This window comes from Pseudomonas sp. Irchel 3F3 (assembly GCF_900187545.1).
GTDB classification, from domain to species: domain Bacteria; phylum Pseudomonadota; class Gammaproteobacteria; order Pseudomonadales; family Pseudomonadaceae; genus Aquipseudomonas; species Aquipseudomonas fortuita.
In genome coordinates, this window is sequence record NZ_FYDS01000005.1 from 430,811 (window position 1) to 450,084 (window position 19,274).

Below are 19,274 nucleotides of genomic sequence, written 5' to 3' on the forward strand. Positions count from 1 at the left end.
TGCCGCACAATGCCACCCTGACCACACCAGGTGCCCGGCCACATGAGCCTGCTGAAAACCGCGCTGCGCGAACAGAACTTCGTCTGCGTCATGGAGTTCGTCCCCAAGCCTTCCACAGAACGCTTCGCCGCCATGGAAGCGATCATGGCCCGTGCGCACCTGTGCGGCTGGCCGATGACCGTGGCCATCGGCGATCGCGTCGGCAGCCCGCTGGACATGTCGCCGCTGGACGCCCTCGCCGCTTTCAGCAACCCGGTACCTGCCTTGCCGCACTTTTCCGGCAAGGACCGCGAGCGTCACCACCTGCTCGCCCAACTGCAGCGTATGGACGCCGCGGGCCTCGACCAGCTGTTGCTGCTGACCGGCGACCGCCTGCCCGGCCACGAGCCCGGCCAGCGCCCCGTACGCTACCTGGAATCGGTCGCCGCCCTGCAGCTCGCCCGCCAGGCTTGCCCGCACTGGCTGCTGGGCGCTGCACTGAACCCGTTCAAGTACTGTGAGGAAGAAGGCGGCGCCCAGTATTTCAAGGCCGAGAAAAAGCTGGCAGCGGGGGCCGACTTCCTCACGCTGCAACTGGGCTTCGACGCCGCCAAGCATCAGGAAGCCATGCACTGGATGCGCCGCCAGCCCACGCCCCTGCCCATGCTGGCCTGCCTCATGAGCCTTACCCACGGGCGTGCGGCCATGCTCGACCACGTGGCCGGCGTCACTGTCACCCCGTCCATGCGTGACATGCTCGAAGCGGAGACCGCGCAGTCCAAGGTGTTTGCCCAGGCGCGCAGTGTTGACCGCCTGGCCTTGCAGATCATCGGTGTAAAGCTGATGGGTTACGCCGGTGTGCACCTGTCAGGGGTTCACGAACTCAAACAGCTGCTGGCTCTGGAAGCCCGTATCGAGCACTGGCAAACCCAGGTCCACACGCTGGAGCAGTGGGCGCCCGCCTGGCAGGCCAGTTGGCAGATGCCCGGGCTGCCGGCGGTGATCTTCCATCCGCCGCAAGCGGCCTGGCGGCAGGGCGAATCGCGGGTCGATGCCTCCTTCAAAGAGAAAGCACGCTATCACCTGATGCACGGCATGCATTCGCTGCTGTTCAGCCGCCGCAATGGCTTGAGCAAAGCATTTGGCTGGGCGGTTCGCCGGCCGCTGTGGGCTACGCGCGTTGGTGCTCAGGTGTTGCACAAAGTGGAACGTGCGGTGAAACGGCCATGGGTGGGTTGCGATACGTGCGGCCGCTGCCGTCTGGAAGACACGCTGTACGTCTGCCCGGAAACCTGCCCCAAGGGCTTGGCCAACGGCCCTTGCGGCGGTACCGCACTGAACCGCTGCGAGTTCGGCGACCGCGAGTGCATCCACAGCGTCAAGTACCGCACCGCCAAGGCAGTGCGGCAGACCGCTGTGCTCACCGAGCGCCTGATCCCGTGCATCGAGGTTGAAACCCGCCACCGCAGCTCGTGGCCGCAGTGGTTCCAGGCCGCAACGCCGCGGCGGGTCAGCCCGCAGCCAGCGCCTCGAAGCCAGCCCGAATCATAGCCTCGGGCAGTTCATCGGCGATGAACACCATCACGCTCTCACGGGTTTCACCCTCGGCCCACTGGGCGTCCCAGTCAAAGCCGTAGAGCTTGAGCACGCCCTGGAAGACCAGCTTGCGGTCTTCACCGGCGATGTTCAGCACGCCCTTGTAGCGCAGCAGCTGTTTGCCATGAGTTTCCAGCAGTTCGTTCATGAAACCGCTGAGGCGGTCGATATCCAGCGCGGTTTCCGTGCGCAGCACCAGCGTCGAGATCCTGTCCGGCGTGGCGGGCTTGAGCACCGGGCGAAGCGCCGGTTTCAGGTTTGCGCCCAGGTCAGGGTTGAGGTTGAAACCACGCACATCCAGTAGCTCAGCCAGGTCGATGCGGCCGTGTTCGACGATACCGATGGCGGCCCGGCCATTGATGCGCGCCAGGCGCTCGCGCAGAGCCTGCACCGCAGCCGGTTCAGCCAGGTCGGTCTTGCTCAGCAGCAGGCGATCGGCAAAGCCGACCTGGGCCTGGGCGATGGTCTGGGTCAGGTGCAGTTCGGCATGAACCGCATCGACCAGGGTGATGATGCCGTCAAGGATATAGCGCTCACGCAGCTCCTCGTCGATGAAAAAGGTTTGCGCCACAGGCGCCGGGTCGGCCAGGCCGGTGCATTCGATGACCAGGCGCTCGAAGGCGATCTCGCCTGCGTCCAGGCGTTCGAGCAGCAGGTACAAGGCGCGCGTGAGGTCGCCGTGGATGCTGCAGCACACGCAGCCATTGGCCAGGGTCATCACCTGCACCGGCTCGTCGCCCAGCAGCTGGCTGTCGATGCCGGCCTCGCTGAATTCGTTTTCGATCACGGCAATCTTCAGGCCGTGCTCGGCCTTGAGCATGTGCTTGAGCAAGGTGGTCTTGCCAGCACCAAGGAAACCTGTGAGTACGGTTACGGGAATAGGCGTCTGCACGCAGAACATCTCCTGTGCGGAAAAAACAGTGGCCTCATCGCCGGCAAGCCAGCTCCCACAGGTACTGCACAGACTTGTGGCCTATGGAGTACCTGTGGGAGCTGGCGTGCCGGCGATGAGGCCGGACAGGTCAACGCTTAGGGTTCAACAGCATTTGGGCCCGGACTTGCCGCCGTAACGGGCTTCCTGGCGTTCGCGGAAGAACGCCTCGTAGCTCATCACCGGCTTGTCCGGATGCGTCTTCTGCATGTGTTCGACATAGTTGTCGTAGTCGGGCATACCGACCATCAGGCGGGCTGCCTGCCCCAGGTATTTTCCCAGTCGACCCAAGTCGTTGAACATGATTGCAGTCCTCTCGATTACGCGTCAGGCAGGGCCTGGAACGGGGTTTCCTTGTCGCTGCGCTCCTTCCGGCCCCAGGCGGCGTAGCCGACCTTGATGGCGAAGAACAGGATGCTGAAGACCACCAGCAGGAACAGAATCGTCAGGCCCGCGTTGGTGTAGGCGTTAAAGATCACGTGCTGCATCTGCCCGATGTCCTTGGCCGGGGCCAGTACCTGGCCGGCGTCCAGTGCAGTGCTGTACTTCTTGGCCAGGGCCAGGAAGCCAACGGCCGGGTTCGGGTCAAACAGCTTGATCAGGCCTGCGGCAGTGGTGCAGATCAGCAGCCACACGGCCGGCACCAAGGTGACCCAGATGTAACGCTGACGCTTCATCTTGATCAGCACCACAGTACCGAGCATCAAGGCGATACCGGCCAGCATCTGGTTGGAGATGCCAAACAGCGGCCACAAGGTGTTGATGCCACCCAGCGGGTCGATCACGCCCTGGTACAGCAGATAACCCCACATTGCCACGCAACCCGCGGTGGCAAGCAGGTTGGCCCCCCACGACTCGGTGCGTTTGAGCGCCGGCACGAAGCTGCCAAGCAGGTCCTGCAGCATGAAGCGCCCGGCACGGGTACCGGCGTCCACCGCCGTGAGGATGAACAGCGCCTCGAACAGGATCGCAAAGTGGTACCAGAACGCCATGGTGTTCTCACCTGGCAACACCTGGTGCAGGATCTGCGCGATACCGACCGCCAGGGTTGGCGCACCGCCGGCACGGGCCAGGATGGTGTGCTCGCCGATGTCACGGGCGACGGCTTCGAGCTGCTCGGGGGTGATCAGGAAGCCCCAGCTGCTGACCGTCTGCGCCACCGAGGCAACGTCTGCGCCCACCACGGCGGCCGGGCTGTTCATGGCGAAGTACACGCCCGGCTCGATCACAGACGCGGCGACCATGGCCATGATGGCAACGAACGATTCCATCAGCATGCCGCCGTAACCGATGTAGCGGGCGTTGGTTTCGTTGTCCAGCAGCTTGGGCGTGGTCCCCGAAGAGATCAGCGCGTGGAAGCCGGACACCGCACCACAGGCAATGGTGATGAACAGGAACGGGAACAGGGTGCCCTTCCATACCGGGCCAGTGCCGTCGGTGAACTGGGTCAGCGCGGGCATTTTCAGCTCGGGCGCGATGATCAGGATACCGATGGCCAGACCAACGATGGTGCCGATCTTGAGGAAGGTCGACAGGTAGTCACGCGGCGCCAGCACCAGCCACACCGGTAGCACTGCGGCGACGAAGCCGTAGCCCACCAGCATCCAGGTAATCTGCACGCCGGTGAAGGTGAACGCCGGGCCCCAGACCGGATCCGCAGCAATTACGCCGCCCAGCCAGATCGAGGCCAGCAGCAGTACCACGCCAACGACCGAGATCTCGCCAATGCGGCCCGGACGGATATAGCGCATGTAGATGCCCATGAACATCGCGATCGGGATGGTCGCCATGACGGTGAACATGCCCCACGGGCTCTCGGCCAGGGCCTTGACCACGATCAGCGCCAGCACCGCGAGGATGATGATCATGATCAGGAAGCAGCCGAACAGGGCGATGGTGCCCGGAATGCGGCCCATCTCCTCGCGCACCATGTCGCCCAGCGAACGGCCGTTGCGGCGGGTGGACAGGAACAGGACCATGAAGTCCTGCACCGCACCGGCCAGCACCACGCCGGCGATCAGCCACAGCGTGCCGGGCAGGTAGCCCATTTGCGCGGCGAGCACCGGGCCGACCAAGGGGCCTGCGCCGGCGATGGCAGCGAAGTGGTGACCGAAAAGAATGTGTTTGTTGGTCGGGACGTAGTCCAGGCCGTCGTTGTTGAGCACCGCAGGGGTAGCACGGCGCGGGTCCAGTTGCATCACCTTGGTAGCGATGAACAGGCTGTAGTAACGGTAGGCAACCAGGTAGATGGCCACTGCCGCGACCACGATCCACAAGGCGTTGATTGCCTCACCGCGACGCAGGGCGACCACACCCAGCGCGCAGGCCCCTATGACTGCCAGCGCCAGCCACGGAATGTGGCGTAGCAGGCTATTATTGTTGTTCATGGTTAGCTTCCAGCTGGTGGATTGGAAAGACCGCCCACCGAGTCTAGGGCGAGTCATCGCGCATTGCCACACTTGCTTTGGTCTAGAGCCTCTGCGGCCAGATTGCGGTACCTGATGCACGTAGCATTTTAACTATAGTCAGGATGTCACTTTAGGACCTACCCGAGGATCCATGCCATGAGCGATCACGACGAACGCCGCCGTTTCCTGCGTATCCCGTTCGACGCCCCGACCAGGCTGTGCCAGGGCGAACGTTGCTGGGAGGTGAAACTGCTCGACCTGTCCCTCAAAGGCCTGCTGGTCGAAAGCCCGCAACCCTGGGATCCCGACCTGAGCCAGGACTTCGAAGCCTACATTGTGCTCAACGACGAAGTGACCGAGGTGCAGATGCAGGTCGAACTGCGCCACGAAGAACCGAACCGACTGGGCTTCATCTGCTTGTACATCGACATTGATTCGATGAGCCATTTGCACCGTCTTGTGGAATTGAACGGGGCTGACAGCACCAGAATGATGCGTGAGCTGCGCGAACTCATCGAATAATGAAATCTTTTAGCTAGCTAATAGCCTTCCCGCGTTGTGTTTCCTGTCTACCCAGACAGCTTTAAGGCTGGGTAGCTGCACTTTGTACACACCCCTCTAATACAGCATTTGATGAGTTGGTACGCCTTCTGCATTGGGTTTTCGCACATCCGGAGGCCGCCGATGTGCGCGCTCCGATCAAAATATTGTATACAATTCTAGTGGCAATCATTTGCAGGAACTGTCTACAGTAGCGACACAAAAATAAACAGAGAGCCTGCTCCATGACTACGTCCCCTAGCACGTCTCCCGCCAAGCGCCCCGAGGACGAAAACCTCGGCCTTGGTGCCAACCTGGCCTACGGTCTGCAACATGTGCTGACCATGTACGGAGGGATTGTCGCGGTACCCCTGATCCTGGGGCAGGCCGCAGGCCTCAACGGCGCCGAGATCGGCATGCTGATTGCCGCCTCGCTGTTTGCCGGTGGCCTGGCCACCCTGCTGCAAACCCTCGGCCTGCCGTTCTTCGGCTGCCAGTTGCCGCTGGTGCAGGGCGTGTCGTTTGCCGGTGTGGCGACCATGGGTGCCATCCTCAGCAGCGAGGGCGGCGGTGGCCTGCCCGGTGTGCTCGGCGCAGTCATGGCAGCATCGCTGATCGGCTTTCTGATCACCCCGGTGTTCTCGCGCATCACCAAGTTCTTCCCGCCGCTGGTGACCGGCATCGTCATCACCACCATCGGCCTGACGCTGATGCCGGTCGCCGCTCGTTGGGTGATGGGCGGCAACAGCGCTTCGCCGGAATTTGGCAGCGTGGCCAACATCGGCCTGGCGGGGCTGACCTTTGCCATCGTGCTGCTGCTGAGCAAGCTGGGCAGCGCGACCATCTCGCGCCTGTCGATCCTGCTGGCCATGGTGTTCGGCACCCTCATCGCCTGGGCGCTGGGCATGACCGACTTCAGCAAGGTCGCCGAAGGCCCGATGTTCGCCTTCCCCACGCCGTTCCACTTCGGTATGCCGGAATTCCACATCGCCGCGATCCTGTCGATGTGCATCGTGATCATGGTAACCCTGGTGGAAACCTCGGCCGACATCCTCGCCGTGGGTGAGATCATCGAGACCAAGGTCGACTCCAAACGCCTGGGCAACGGCCTGCGCGCCGACATGGCATCGAGCATCCTGGCGCCGATCTTCGGCTCGTTTACCCAGAGCGCGTTCGCCCAGAACGTTGGCCTGGTGGCCGTGACCGGGGTCAAGAGCCGTTACGTGGTGGCCACGGGTGGCGTGATTCTGGTGGTACTCGGCCTTCTGCCGGTCATGGGCCGGGTGATTGCGGCAGTACCGACCCCGGTACTGGGCGGCGCGGGCATCGTGCTGTTCGGCACCGTGGCGGCCAGCGGTATCCGCACCCTGTCCAAGGTCAGCTACAAGAACAACGTCAACCTGATCATCGTCGCGGCTTCGCTGGGCTTCGGCATGATCCCGATCGCCGCACCAACCTTCTACCACCACTTCCCGAACTGGTTCGAGACCATCTTCCACTCGGGCATCAGCTCGGCGGCAATCATGGCCATCCTGCTGAACCTGATATTCAACCACTTCACCACCGGCAACTCGGAAAACCAGTCCGTGTTCGCTGCAGCTTACGAACGCACCATCCAGTACTCCGACATTTCCGCGCTGCGTGATGGCGACTACTTCAAGGATGGCAAGCTGTTCGATGCCGAAGGCAACGAAGTGCCGATGCTGGAGCTGGACGAGCACGGCAACCAGACGGTCAGGCGCGAGGCAGTTGCCGAGCATTGACCGCTGACTGAGCGGTGAGAGGGGGGCCGCGCGCATCGTCGGCCCCTTTTTCGTTTGACTGTACTGGCCCTATCGCCGGCAAGCCAGCTCCCACAGGTACTGCACAGGACCTGGAAACTGTGGTCCTGTGGGAGCTGGCTTGCCGGCGATAGGGCCGGGCCTGACTACGGATTACTCGAACAATGCATCCAGGGCCTGTTCCAGGCGGGTGACGGCAATTACCTGCAGCCCCGCCGGCGCCTCTTTCGGCGCATTGCCCTTGGGCACGATCGCCCGCTTGAAGCCATGCTTGGCCGCTTCCTTCAACCGCTCCTGCCCGCTAGGCACCGGCCGCACCTCGCCCGACAGGCCGATCTCGCCAAACACCAGCAGCCCATGGGCCAGTGGCCGGTTACGCAAGCTGGACATCACCGCCGCCAGCAGCGCCAGGTCCGACGCCGTTTCCAGCACCTTGACCCCGCCTACCACATTTAAGAACACGTCCTGATCGTGGGTGGGAATACCGCCGTGGCGGTGCAGCACCGCCAGCAACATGGCCAGGCGGTTCTGGTCCAGGCCCAGGGTTACCCGGCGCGGGTTGGCCAAGTGGCTGTCGTCGACCAGCGCCTGTACCTCGACCAGCATTGGCCGGGTGCCTTCCCAAGTCGCCATCACCACACTGCCCGGTACTTCTTCCTGGGTACGGTTAAGGAAGATCGCCGACGGGTTGGACACCTCTTTCAGGCCCCGGTCGGTCATGCCGAACACGCCCAGTTCGTTGACCGCACCAAAGCGGTTTTTCACCGCTCGCAACAAGCGCAGGCGGCCGTCGGACTCACCTTCGAAATACAGCACGGTATCGACCATGTGCTCCAGTACCCGTGGGCCGGCCAGCGAGCCTTCCTTGGTCACGTGGCCGACCAGGAAGATCGCCGTGCCGCTCTGCTTGGCGTAACGCACCAGTAGCGCCGTGCTCTCGCGCACCTGGGCTACCCCGCCAGGAGCCGACTGCAACTGCTCGGTGAAAATAGTCTGGATCGAGTCGATCACCATTACCCGAGGCTTCTCGACCCGCGCGGTGGCGATAATGGTTTCAATACAGGTTTCGGTCATGACCTTGAGCTTGTCCTGGGGCAAGCCCAGGCGCCGCGAGCGCATGGCCACTTGCTGCTGCGACTCTTCACCCGTGACGTACAGCGCCGGCATGCCCGAGGCAATGTTGCACAAGGTCTGCAGCAGGATGGTCGATTTGCCGATGCCTGGGTCGCCACCAATCAGCACCACCGAGCCATCCACCAGGCCACCGCCCAACACGCGGTCCAGTTCGGTGCTGCTGGTGGTGAAGCGCGGGATTTCCTCAACGCTGACTTCGGCCAGGGTCTTGATCTGCGCTTGCTGGCCGGTCCAGCCGGCGCGGCCGCTGCTGGGCGCAGCCGCACCACCGCTTTCGATCATGGTTTCGACCAGCGTGTTCCAGGCTCCGCATTCGCCACACTGGCCGGCCCATTTGGGGAAGGTCGCGCCGCACTCGGTGCAGCCATACAAGCGCTTGGCCTTGGCCATGGGTGGGGTCTCCTGGAAAAAACCGCCATCATAGCCGAGCAGGACGTGTCTCGAACGCTTCGGGATGCGACAAAACTATTCGTTCTAAGCGCAGTCAGTAGCCCTGAACACAACGCATGAAGCGTTTTAGTGGCTTACACTGCGTTAACCTTACCTTTTGTTACAAGGAACCAAACATGGGCATGATCAGTGAGTTCAAGGCCTTCGCGGTCAAAGGCAATGTCGTCGACATGGCGGTCGGTATCATCATCGGCGCGGCCTTCGGCAAGATCGTCTCGTCCTTCGTCGGCGACGTGGTCATGCCGCCACTGGGCCTGTTGATCGGGGGGGTGGACTTCAGCGACCTGGCCATTACCCTGAAGGCTGCCGACGGTGACATTCCGGCAGTGGTGCTGGCCTATGGCAAGTTCATCCAGACCGTGATCGACTTCCTGATCGTTGCCTTTGCCATCTTCATGGGGGTGAAGGCGATCAACAGGCTCAAGCGCGAAGAAGCCGTGGCACCGACTGCGCCGCCGGTGCCTTCTGCTGAAGAGACGCTGCTGACCGAAATTCGCGATTTGCTCAAGACGCAGAACCAGAATCGGTTGCCTTGAGGTTGCTGGGGCCGCTTTGCGGCCCCAATAGCATTACCAATAGTTTTCTACCGCCACCTGCCCCGGCCGCTTGCTCAGGCTCAGCTGCAAGTCACGCGCCTTCAGCACCTTGCGAGTTTCATCGATCATCTCCGGGTTACCGCACAGCATCACCCGCGAATGCTCGGGCGACAGCTCCAACCCCGCCGCCTGCTCCAGCTCGCCATTCTCGATCAGCGTGGTAATCCGCTGATTCAAAGCCCCGGGGTGCTGCTCACGGGTCACCACCGGAATGAACTGCAGCTTGCCGGCATACTCAGCCAGATAGTCGCGCTGCTCCAGCCCCGCGATTTCATCCACGTAGGCCAGCTCTTTCGCTTCACGCACCGAATACACCAGCTTGATGCTGTCAAAACGCTCCCAGGCTTCGAAGTCCTGCAGGATCGACATGAATGGCGCAATACCGGTGCCGGTCGCCAGCAGCCACAGGTCGCGCCCGCCCACGAAGCGGTCAAGGGTAAGGAAACCGAAGGCCTGGCGGTCGATCAGCAAGGTATCACCCGCCCCCAGCCGGCTCAGCTCACTGGTGAACTCCCCCCCTGGCACCACGATGGAGAAGAAGTCGAGGTGCTCGTCATGGGGTGCGCTGACCATTGAGTAGGCGCGCCACACCACGCTGCCATCGGCCTTGGTCACACCAAGGCGGGCGAACTGTCCGGAACGGAAGCGGAACCCCGCATCGCGCGTAACCCGCAGGCTGAAGAGGTTCGGCGTGAGCGGCTGAACATCGAGCAGGGTCTGGCGGGTGAACTTTTCGGCGCTAGCGGTCATATCGGGCTCCAGGGTTGACGTGCGCACAGTGTCGCGCAAAGTGGCGCGGATAAAAACCACTGCTTTGTAGGGCCTCACACAACCGGATCGTGCCGAATTTGCAGAAACCCCTAAGCGCTATAACAAAAAATTCCCAACGCCATGGTAGGTCTTTTCCTACAATAAGCCGGGTACCCAAATGGATTGGATCCGACGCACCCGAGGAATTTCTGATGCTTCACTGGAATCCCGAACACCTTCAAGCGTTCGTCAACGAACGCAGCCCACGGAAGCTGTTCGACATCGCGGTACATCTGGCGCAAGACCTGGACATGGAGTACCTCGGGCTGAACATGCGCATCCAGATCGCCACGCAGACACCCAGGGTGTACCTCTACAGCAACTACCCGGCGGAGTGGATCGAGCGCTACCAGCGCGATGAGTTCTACAAACAGGACCCGGCCGCCAGCGTCAGCCACAGTTCGACCATGCCGGTGCTGTGGACCGACGAACTGTATCGTGAGGCCCCGCAGTTTCGCGAAGCGGCCTGCCAGTACGGCTTGCGTCATGGCTGGACGCAATCACTGCACGACCTGCAGCACAATGAAAGCCAGATCAGCGTGGCCAGACCAGCCCAATCAATCGACATCGTGGAGCTGTACGACAAGGCCGGCAGCGTACAGTGGCTGTGCCATACCCTGCATGCCGTACTCGGCGAACACCACCTGAGCGCACTGTGCCCACCGCAACCTAAAATGAGCGAGCGTGAACTGGAAGTACTGAAATGGTCGGCCGCTGGCAAGACCGCAGCCGACGTGGCTTGCATCCTGTCACTGTCGCAGAGCACCGTGAACTTCCATATCCGCAGCGTGATCACCAAGACCAATGCCGCCAACAAGGCCGGCGCCATCGCCATCGCTGCCCTGCGTGGCTGGATCTGACCTTCAGACCTGCGACCTTGGGCAAAGCCCTGTAGAATTGCCCGGCAAAGCCCGGGGCGAACCGCAACGGGCAGTTTCATACCCGAGCCAGACGCCATGCCCCTGTTGACCACCCCCTACGCCGAACTCGACCTGATCCGCCAGCCGGAACAGGCCAACGACCCGCTGCAGGCGTTCGACGCCGCCGACGAGTACCTGCTTGCGCAGTTGCACGCACAGGCACCCGACGCCAACTGCCGGGTACTGGTGCTCAATGACAGCTTCGGTGCCCTGGCCGCCAGCCTGGCGGGCCGGCTGCAGGTGGTCAGCAGCGGCGATTCTCACCTGGCGCACCTTGCCCTGGAAAAGAACCTGGCGCGCAACGGTTTGCCGTTCGACAGCGTGCCCTTCGTACCGGCCAGCGAACACTGGAATGGCACGTTCGACCGGGTGCTGGTGCGCGTGCCCAAGACACTGGCCCTGCTTGAAGAACAACTGATCCGCCTGCAGGGCCACCTGGCGCCAGGCGCGCAGGTGATTGCCGGGGCGATGATCAAGCACTTGCCACACGCAGCCGGCGACCTGATGGAAAAGTACATCGGCCCGGTGCAAGCCTCGCTGGCGCAGAAAAAGGCTCGCCTGCTGACCGCGACGCTGGCCGAACGGCCGGCCGCAAGCTCGCCCTACCCGAGCCGCTACCGCCTCGACGCGCCTGCGCTGGAGCTGGTCAACCACGCCAACGTGTTCTGCCGTGAAGGCCTGGATATCGGCACCCGGGCATTCCTGCCACACCTCCCACGCGACTTGGGCAACGCACGGGTGGCGGACCTTGGCTGCGGCAATGGCGTGCTGGCAATTGCCAGCGCACTGACCAACCCCGATGCCCAGTACACGCTAGTCGACGAATCGTACATGGCGGTGCAATCGGCGCAGGAAAACTGGCAAGCCGCGTTGGGCGAGCGCCCGGCGACTTTCATTGCAGCCGATGGGTTGGCAGGGGTGGAGAAGCAGTCGCTCGATGTAGTGCTGTGCAACCCGCCGTTCCACCAGCAGCAGGTGGTGGGCGATTTCCTTGCCTGGCGCATGTTCCAGCAGGCGCGCGAAGCGCTGGTGGTGGGTGGGGCGTTGTATATCGTGGGTAACCGCCACCTGGGCTATCACAGCAAGCTGGCGCGGTTGTTCCGAGGGGTGGAGCAGGTGGCGGCGACGCCCAAGTTCGTCATCCTGAAAGCCCGCAAGTAAGCCCCTGCGGGCATCCTGTGGGAGGTTGCCCAGCCCTTGGGCTGCGCTGTCACGCAGAGAACACCGGTCATTGTGGGCGTGGGCTTGTCCCGCGAAGGGGGCCGCGCGGTGCATGGCACCGGCTTTGCCGGTGTTCGCGGGGCAAGCCCGCTCCCACAGATGTCCCCGTTGTTCTCAATGGGTGGTCAATCCTGCTGCTCCCATGAAAAGCCGCATCACCCACGCTGCCACCCCCAGGGCCGCAACGCTCATTGCCCAGATCAGCACCAGCCAACCCAGTCGCTGCCACAGCGGTTTCTTCTCTTCCAGGCCATGTTTGCCGGTCATCATGCGGCCCTCCTAGTGATAGCCGTCTTCATGGGTCACCTTGCCGCGGAACACGTAGTAGCTCCAGAAGGTGTACATGAGGATGAACGGCAGGATAAACAGCGTGCCCACCAGCATGAAGCCCTGGCTTTGCGGTGGCGCTGCAGCATCCCAGATCGAAATCGACGGCGGGATGATGTTCGGCCACAGGCTGATGCCCAGCCCGCTGTAGCCGAGGAAGATCAGCACCAGGGTGAGCAGGAACGGCGTGTAGTGCGCATTGCGCGCCACCGCCTTGAGCAGCCCGTAGAACGTCACCAGTACCAGCAGCGGCACCGGCATGAACCAGATCAGGTTAGGCATGCTGAACCAGCGGTCGGCAATCTGTGGATAAGCGATGGGTGTCCACAGGCTGACGATACCGATCACTACCAGCAATACCAGCGCCAGCGGCCGTGCAAGATCGTGCATCTTCTGTTGCAGCGACCCTTCGGTCTTCATGATCAGCCAGGTGCACCCTAACAGCGTGTAGGCAACGATCAGCCCCACGCCACAGAACAGGCTGAACGGGGTGAGCCAGTCGAGGGTACCCCCGGCAAAATGCCGGTCGACCACTTTGAAGCCTTCGAGGAAGGCGCCCAGGGCCACGCCCTGGAAGAAGGTAGCGACCAGTGAGCCCCAGATGAACGCCTTGTCCCAGATATGCCGCTTGTCGGAGGTGGCCTTGAAGCGGAACTCGAAGGCAACACCGCGGAAGATCAAGCCAATCAGCATCAGGATCAGTGGCAGGTACAATGCTTCGAGTATCACTGCATAGGCCATCGGGAACGCCCCGAACAGCCCGGCACCGCCCAGGACCAGCCAGGTTTCGTTGCCGTCCCATACCGGGGCGACGGTGTTCATCATCACATCACGGTCCTGCTCGCCCTTGACGAAGGGGAAAAGCATGCCGATCCCCAGGTCGAAACCGTCCATCACCACGTACATCATGACGCCGAAGATGATGATTACGGCCCAGATCAGCGGAAGGTCGATACCCATGGCTCAGTCCTCCTTGCTCAGGCTGGCAGTCTTGGCCTCATGGCCATCATCGGCGGCAGACAGCGGCCGCGCGGGCGTGCGCTTCTGGCCAGGTCCGCCCGGTGTAGGCGCGTCGCCTTCTCCAGTCTGCGGGCCCTTGCGCACCAGGCGCATCATGTAGCCAAGCCCAGTGCCGAACAGGGCGAAATACACCACCACAAAGGCCACCAACGTGAAACCAAGCTGGGCGTAGCTGTGATTCGACACACCATCCGCCGTACGCATCAGGCCATACACCACCCACGGTTGGCGGCCGATCTCGGTGGTGAACCAGCCGGCGAGCAATGCGATCAGCCCGGAGGGCCCCATCCATAGCGCCATATACAGGAACGGGCGGGAGGTATAGAGCGTGCCGCGCTTGCGTAGCCACAGGCTCCACAGGCCAACGAAGATCATCAGGAAGCCGAGCCCGACCATGATCCGGAACGACCAGAAGACGATGGTGGAGTTGGGCCGGTCCTCGGGTGGAAACTCCTTCATCGCCGGCACCTGCTTGTCCAGGCTGTGGGTCAGGATCAGGCTGCCGAGCGCCGGGATCTCCACCTTGAAGCGCGTGGTCTCGGCCTTCATGTCGGGGATACCGAACAGGATCAACGGGGTCGGCTCGCCAGGTACATTCTCCCAATGCCCTTCGATCGCCGCGATTTTCACCGGCTGATGCTTGAGCGTATTAAGGCCGTGGAAGTCGCCGATCACCGCCTGGACCGGAGCCACGATCAACGCCATCCACATGGCCATCGACAGCATTTTGCGCACAGCCGGGTTGTCACGCCCACGCAGCAGGTGCCAGGCCGCCGAGGCGCCGACGAAAAAGGCTGTGGAAACGAACGCGGCCGTGGCCATGTGCATCAGTCGGTAGGGGAACGATGGGTTGAACACCACTGCAAACCAGTCCACCGGCACCACCCGGCCATCGATGATCTCGTGGCCTTGGGGGGTTTGCATCCAGCTGTTGGAAGCGAGGATCCAGAACGTGGAGACCAGCGTGCCGAGCGCCACCATGCACGTGGAGAAAAAATGCAGGCCGCGGCCCACACGGTTCCAGCCAAACAGCATGACGCCAAGGAAACCCGCCTCGAGGAAGAAGGCGGTCAGTACTTCATAGGTCAGCAGCGGTCCGGTCACGGCGCCGGCAAACTCGGAGAAACGGCTCCAGTTGGTGCCGAACTGGTAGGCCATGACCAGGCCAGAGACGACGCCCATGCCGAAGTTGACGGCAAAAATCTTTGACCAGAAGTGATAGAGGTCGCGGTAGACCTGCTGGTGGGTGCGCAGCCATAGCCCTTCGAGGACTGCCAGGTAGCTGGCCAGGCCAATGGTGATGGCCGGGAACAGGATGTGGAACGACACGGTAAAGGCAAACTGCATTCGGGCGAGCTCTAAGGCCTCTATTCCGAACATGGTGCTTCCTCTTCAGATAATCCGGCGTCCGGGCTTGTGGCCCCGTCGCCCACTGCCCCCACGGTAGTCGAGTGCGGCGCGTTGGAATTGTTCTGTTCGATCGTGGGGATTCCGGCCCGCAGGCCAATTCGTTCGTCGGTTGTTGCAAAAGCAACGGTTGACCCAGATCAACGAATGCCTAGAAGCATAGTCCCGAATAGGCCGGCGAGCCGTGTGGTTGTTTGTCGCGTGACCCGTTGCCCCACCCTCTTTCATACAGCGTGAAAAAGTGCCGATCCGGGCAAACAGTAACCACTTGTTACAAACAGGTGATACGCTGCGCACCCCCTCTACTGCGCCGAGGCCCTTGGTTTCCGATGTCCGATTCCGCACCGCAGTTTTTGCGTCACCACCGTCCCTTCCTGGCCTTCTGGCTGGCCCGTGTATTCACCGCCAGCGGCTTTCAGATGCTCACCGTGGCCATTGGTTGGCACCTCTACCAGTTGACCGGCAATGTGCTGGACCTGGGCCTGGTCGGCCTGGTCGAGTTCGCCCCGCGTGTGCTGTTCATGCTGCACACCGGGCATGTGGCTGACCGCTATGACCGGCGCAAGGTCGCTGCCCTGTGCCAGAGCCTGCAGGGGCTGATTGCCCTGGCACTGGCCGTAGGCAGCGCCACCGACAACGTCACCCGCGAGTTGATCTTCGCCCTCGCCTTCCTGCTCGGCGCCACGCGCTCGTTCGAAATGCCGGCAACCCAGGCGCTGTTACCCAACGTGGTGCCGCCCGGCCTGTTCCCTCGGGCAGTGGCAGCGTCGGCGTCGGCGACCCAGTCGGCAACCATCGTGGCGCCGGCGGTGGGCGGCTTCCTGTATGCCTTTGGCAGCCTCTGGGTGTATGGCCCCACCGTGGCCCTGTACGCCATCGCCTGCGTGCTCACCCTGAGCCTGCAGGCACGCGGCCAGGTCGTGCAGCGCGGTCGCGCCAGCATCGAATCACTGCTGGCCGGCATCCGCTTCATACGCAGCCGGCCCGATATTCTCGGGGCCATTTCGCTGGACCTGTTCGCTGTATTGCTGGGTGGGGCCACCGCGCTGCTGCCGGTGTTCGCCAAGGACATCCTGCTGACCGGCCCGCTGGGCCTGGGCCTGCTGCGCTCGGCACCGGCGGTGGGGGCGTTGTGCATGTCGCTGTGGCTGGCACGCTTCCCGTTCGAGCGCAACGTCGGGCGGACCATGTTTACCGCTGTCGGCGTGTTCGGCGTGGCCACCATCGCCTTCGGCCTGTCGACCTCGTTCTGGTTCTCGCTGGCGGTGCTGGTGGTGCTAGGCGCGGCGGACATGATCAGCATGGTCATTCGCAGTTCGTTCGTGCAGCTGGAGACACCAGATGAAATGCGTGGCCGGGTAAGCGCGGTGAACGGGTTGTTCATTGGTGCCTCGAACCAGCTCGGCGAGTTCGAATCCGGGGTGACGGCGCACTGGTTTGGCACAGTGCCGGCAGTGGTGATGGGCGGGGTGGGCACGCTGGTGGTGACCGGGGTGTGGATTAAAATGTTCCCGACACTGGCCAAGCGGGACCGGTTGCATAACGGTTGATCAGTTACCTGTGCCGGCCTCTTCGCGGGACAAGCCCGCTCCCACAGGGCCGGTACCGGCTATGGAAACCCATTCCCCAACGGCCATAGGCCCCCGCCAAGCATGCTGGTATGATGCGCGGCTTTTTTCCTCCCCACACAAAACCACGGCAACCGGTACGGTCTGTGCTTTGCTGATGGGGTCGATACATTCATGGCGCCGGGGGCGCCTTGGGGAGCGGGCATGCTGGAAAGGCTGTTTCAACTAAAAGCACACAACACCAACGTGCGCACCGAGATTCTCGCGGGCGTCACCACCTTCCTGGCGATGGCCTACATCCTGTTCGTCAACCCGAGCATCCTCGGCGAGACCGGCATGGACAAGGGCGCGATCTTCGTCGCCACCTGCCTGGCAGCGGCCATCGGCTCCACCACCATGGGCCTGATTGCCAACTACCCGATCGCCCTGGCGCCGGGCATGGGCCTGAACGCGTTCTTCACCTACACCGTGGTGCTGCACATGGGCCACACCTGGCAAGTCGCGCTGGGCGCGGTGTTCCTGTCGGCGGTGATGTTCTTCCTGCTGTCGATCTTCCGCATCCGCGAGTGGATCGTTAACAGCATCCCGCTGCCGCTGCGCTCGGCCATCGCTGCTGGTATTGGTTTGTTCCTGGCGCTGATCGCCTTGCATAACGCGGGCATCGTCGTCGATAACCCAGCCACCTTGGTGGGCATGGGCGACCTCAAGCAGCCCTCGGTGATTCTCGCCACGCTGGGCTTCTTCCTGATCGTCGGCCTTGAGTCGCTGAAAGTGCGCGGCGCGGTGTTGATCGGCATCCTGGCCGTCACCGTCGCGTCGATCGCAATGGGTGTGACGCCGTTCGGCGGGGTCGTGTCGATGCCCCCTTCGCTGGCACCCACCTTCCTGCAGCTGGACATCGCCGGTGCCCTCGATGTGGGCCTGATCAGCGTGATCTTCGCGTTCCTGTTCGTTGACCTGTTCGACAACTCCGGCACCCTGATCGCCGTGGCCAAGCGCGCCGGCCTGATGGGCAAGGACGGCCACATGCCGAAGATGGGCCGCGCCCTGATCGCCGACAGCACCGCCGCCATGGCCGGTTCCCTGCTGGGGACCTCGACCACCACCAGCTATATCGAGTCCGCTGCGGGCGTGAGCGCCGGTGGCCGCACCGGCCTGACCGCCATCGTGGTTGCCGTGCTGTTCCTGCTGGCGTTGTTCTTCGCTCCGCTGGCCGGTAGCGTGCCGGCGTTCGCCACCGCACCGGCGCTGCTGTTCGTCGCGGTGCTGATGGCCTCGGGCCTGGCAGAAATAAACTGGGACGACGTCACCGAAGCCGCGCCGGTGGTAGTGACCGCCCTGGCCATGCCGCTGACCTACTCGATCGCCAACGGTATCGCCTTCGGCTTCATCTCCTGGACCGCCGTCAAGCTGATCTCCGGCCGCCACCGCGACCTGAACCCGGCCTTGGTGATCCTTTCCATCCTGTTCGTCATCAAGCTGGGCTGGTTCAACGCATGAGTGCTGCTTTCGACCCCTCCTCCTACGCCACCCAGCTGGACGCCAAGGTGGCCCGGCTACGCGAGCTGCTGGCGCCCTTCGGTGCGCCGGAACCCGCAGTTTTCGACTCGCCGCGCGAGCACTACCGCCTGCGCGCCGAGTTCCGCCTGTGGCGCGAGGACGGCCAGCGCCACTACGCCATGTTCGCCCCGGGCGACAAGCACAAGGCGATTCTGATCGACGATTTCCCCATTGCCAGCGAGCGCATCAATGCACTGATGCCGCGCCTGAAGGCGGCCTGGCAAGCCAGTGAGGAACTGGGCAATCGCCTGTTCCAGGTGGAGTTCCTCACCACCCTGGCCGGCGATGCGATGATCACGATGTGTTACCACCGCCCGCTGGACGAGGCCTGGGAAGCGCAAGCGCGGCAACTGGCCGAAGCGCTGGGTGTGAGCGTGATTGGCCGCTCCAAGGGCAAGCGCCTGGTGATCGGCCGCGACCACGCGGTCGAAAAACTCGACGTGGCCGGCCGTGTGTTCAGCTATCGCCAGCCGGAAGGTGCGTTCACCCAGCCCAACGGCGCGGTGAACCAGAAAATGCTGAGCTGGGCCTACGAGGCCATTGGCGAGCGCCAGGACGATTTGCTGGAACTGTACTGCGGCAACGGCAACTTCACCCTGCCACTGGCCACCCGCGTGCGTCAGGTCCTGGCGACCGAAATCAGCAAGACCTCGGTCAATGCTGCGCTCAGCAACCTCGAAGAGAACGCTGTGGATAACGTGCGACTGGTGCGTTTGTCGGCAGAAGAGCTGACCCAGGCGCTGAATGAGGTGCGGCCGTTCCGTCGCCTGGAAGGCATCGACCTGAAGAGCTACACGTTCGGTACGGTGTTCGTCGACCCGCCGCGGGCAGGGATGGACCCGGACACCTGCGAGCTGACCCGGCGTTTCGAGCGGATTCTGTACATCTCGTGCAACCCGGAAACCCTGGCGGCGAACATCGCCCAGTTGCAGGACACCCACCGCATCGAGCGCTGTGCGCTGTTTGACCAGTTCCCCTATACCCACCACATGGAGAGTGGGGTGTTGCTGGTTCGGCGTTAAAGCA

General features: G+C 62.9%; 17 protein-coding genes. 9 read left to right on the forward strand and 8 right to left on the reverse strand.

What is annotated here, in order from left to right; all coding sequences use genetic code 11:
* Positions 1-42 precede the first annotated feature (42 nt).
* Positions 43-1,530 (forward strand): methylenetetrahydrofolate reductase C-terminal domain-containing protein, encoded by a 1,488-nt coding sequence (locus tag CKW35_RS13310; RefSeq protein ID WP_023047382.1) that lies wholly within the window; start codon positions 43-45, stop codon positions 1,528-1,530.
* On the opposite strand, the gene yjiA is transcribed toward CKW35_RS13310, so the two are convergent.
* The 3 genes from yjiA to CKW35_RS13325 all read right to left on the reverse strand — a co-directional run bounded on the left by yjiA (position 1,490) and on the right by CKW35_RS13325 (position 4,893).
* Positions 1,490-2,467, reverse strand: a complete 978-nt coding sequence (gene yjiA / locus CKW35_RS13315) for a GTPase (RefSeq protein WP_095116143.1) — start codon at positions 2,465-2,467, stop codon at positions 1,490-1,492. The two genes, CKW35_RS13310 and yjiA, sit on opposite strands and share 41 nt — an antisense overlap.
* Positions 2,468-2,611: 144 nt before the next feature.
* Positions 2,612-2,809: a YbdD/YjiX family protein gene (locus CKW35_RS13320; protein WP_003251633.1), complete on the reverse strand. Its 198-nt coding sequence runs from the start codon at positions 2,807-2,809 to the stop codon at positions 2,612-2,614.
* A gap of 17 nt (positions 2,810-2,826) precedes the next feature.
* Positions 2,827-4,893, reverse strand: a complete 2,067-nt coding sequence (locus CKW35_RS13325; RefSeq protein ID WP_016489096.1) for a carbon starvation CstA family protein — start codon at positions 4,891-4,893, stop codon at positions 2,827-2,829.
* Positions 4,894-5,070: 177 nt separating this feature from the next.
* On the opposite strand from CKW35_RS13325, the gene CKW35_RS13330 reads away from it, so the two are divergent.
* A complete protein-coding gene (locus CKW35_RS13330) occupies positions 5,071-5,436 on the forward strand; it encodes a PilZ domain-containing protein (RefSeq protein WP_023047384.1) in 366 nt (121 codons plus the stop codon).
* Positions 5,437-5,699: 263 nt separating this feature from the next.
* Complete coding sequence (locus CKW35_RS13335) at positions 5,700-7,217, forward strand: nucleobase:cation symporter-2 family protein (RefSeq protein ID WP_016489098.1); 1,518 nt, start codon at positions 5,700-5,702, stop codon at positions 7,215-7,217.
* 171 nt (positions 7,218-7,388) lie between these two features.
* Here CKW35_RS13335 and radA read toward each other — a convergent pair whose 3' ends face one another.
* Positions 7,389-8,759 (reverse strand): DNA repair protein RadA, encoded by a 1,371-nt coding sequence (gene radA / locus CKW35_RS13340; RefSeq protein ID WP_016489099.1) that lies wholly within the window; start codon positions 8,757-8,759, stop codon positions 7,389-7,391.
* A 176-nt stretch (positions 8,760-8,935) separates the two neighbouring features.
* Between radA and mscL the strand changes: the two genes are divergently transcribed.
* Positions 8,936-9,355, forward strand: a complete 420-nt coding sequence (mscL, locus tag CKW35_RS13345; protein ID WP_016489100.1) for a large-conductance mechanosensitive channel protein MscL — start codon at positions 8,936-8,938, stop codon at positions 9,353-9,355.
* A 33-nt stretch (positions 9,356-9,388) separates the two neighbouring features.
* Here mscL and CKW35_RS13350 read toward each other — a convergent pair whose 3' ends face one another.
* The gene (locus CKW35_RS13350; RefSeq protein WP_024718028.1) at positions 9,389-10,165 is read right to left on the reverse strand and encodes a ferredoxin--NADP reductase; all 777 of its coding nucleotides are present in this window, start codon (positions 10,163-10,165) and stop codon (positions 9,389-9,391) included.
* Between the two features lie 212 nt (positions 10,166-10,377).
* On the opposite strand from CKW35_RS13350, the gene CKW35_RS13355 reads away from it, so the two are divergent.
* Together CKW35_RS13355 and CKW35_RS13360 are read left to right on the forward strand one after the other, a co-directional pair.
* On the forward strand, positions 10,378-11,085 hold the full coding sequence (locus CKW35_RS13355) for an autoinducer binding domain-containing protein (RefSeq protein ID WP_060517403.1): 708 nt from the start codon (positions 10,378-10,380) through the stop codon (positions 11,083-11,085).
* 96 nt (positions 11,086-11,181) lie between these two features.
* Positions 11,182-12,306, forward strand: a complete 1,125-nt coding sequence (locus CKW35_RS13360; RefSeq protein ID WP_023047385.1) for a methyltransferase — start codon at positions 11,182-11,184, stop codon at positions 12,304-12,306.
* A gap of 174 nt (positions 12,307-12,480) precedes the next feature.
* Here the strand turns inward: CKW35_RS13360 and CKW35_RS13365 are convergent, their stop codons facing one another.
* The 3 genes from CKW35_RS13365 to CKW35_RS13375 are packed head-to-tail and all read right to left on the reverse strand — an operon-like array spanning position 12,481 to position 15,093.
* The gene (locus CKW35_RS13365) at positions 12,481-12,636 is read right to left on the reverse strand and encodes a DUF2474 domain-containing protein (protein ID WP_016489104.1); all 156 of its coding nucleotides are present in this window, start codon (positions 12,634-12,636) and stop codon (positions 12,481-12,483) included.
* A 9-nt stretch (positions 12,637-12,645) separates the two neighbouring features.
* A complete protein-coding gene (gene cydB, locus CKW35_RS13370) occupies positions 12,646-13,653 on the reverse strand; it encodes a cytochrome d ubiquinol oxidase subunit II (RefSeq protein WP_016489105.1) in 1,008 nt (335 codons plus the stop codon).
* A 3-nt stretch (positions 13,654-13,656) separates the two neighbouring features.
* A complete protein-coding gene (locus CKW35_RS13375) occupies positions 13,657-15,093 on the reverse strand; it encodes a cytochrome ubiquinol oxidase subunit I (RefSeq protein ID WP_016489106.1) in 1,437 nt (478 codons plus the stop codon).
* 356 nt (positions 15,094-15,449) lie between these two features.
* On the opposite strand from CKW35_RS13375, the gene CKW35_RS13380 reads away from it, so the two are divergent.
* The 3 genes from CKW35_RS13380 to trmA all read left to right on the forward strand — a co-directional run bounded on the left by CKW35_RS13380 (position 15,450) and on the right by trmA (position 19,270).
* Positions 15,450-16,670, forward strand: a complete 1,221-nt coding sequence (locus CKW35_RS13380) for an MFS transporter (RefSeq protein WP_095116123.1) — start codon at positions 15,450-15,452, stop codon at positions 16,668-16,670.
* Positions 16,671-16,892: 222 nt separating this feature from the next.
* On the forward strand, positions 16,893-18,188 hold the full coding sequence (locus tag CKW35_RS13385) for an NCS2 family permease (RefSeq protein ID WP_016489108.1): 1,296 nt from the start codon (positions 16,893-16,895) through the stop codon (positions 18,186-18,188).
* On the forward strand, positions 18,185-19,270 hold the full coding sequence (gene trmA / locus CKW35_RS13390) for a tRNA (uridine(54)-C5)-methyltransferase TrmA (protein WP_095116125.1): 1,086 nt from the start codon (positions 18,185-18,187) through the stop codon (positions 19,268-19,270). Before CKW35_RS13385 ends, trmA begins: the two co-directional genes overlap by 4 nt.
* Positions 19,271-19,274: the final 4 nt, after the last annotated feature.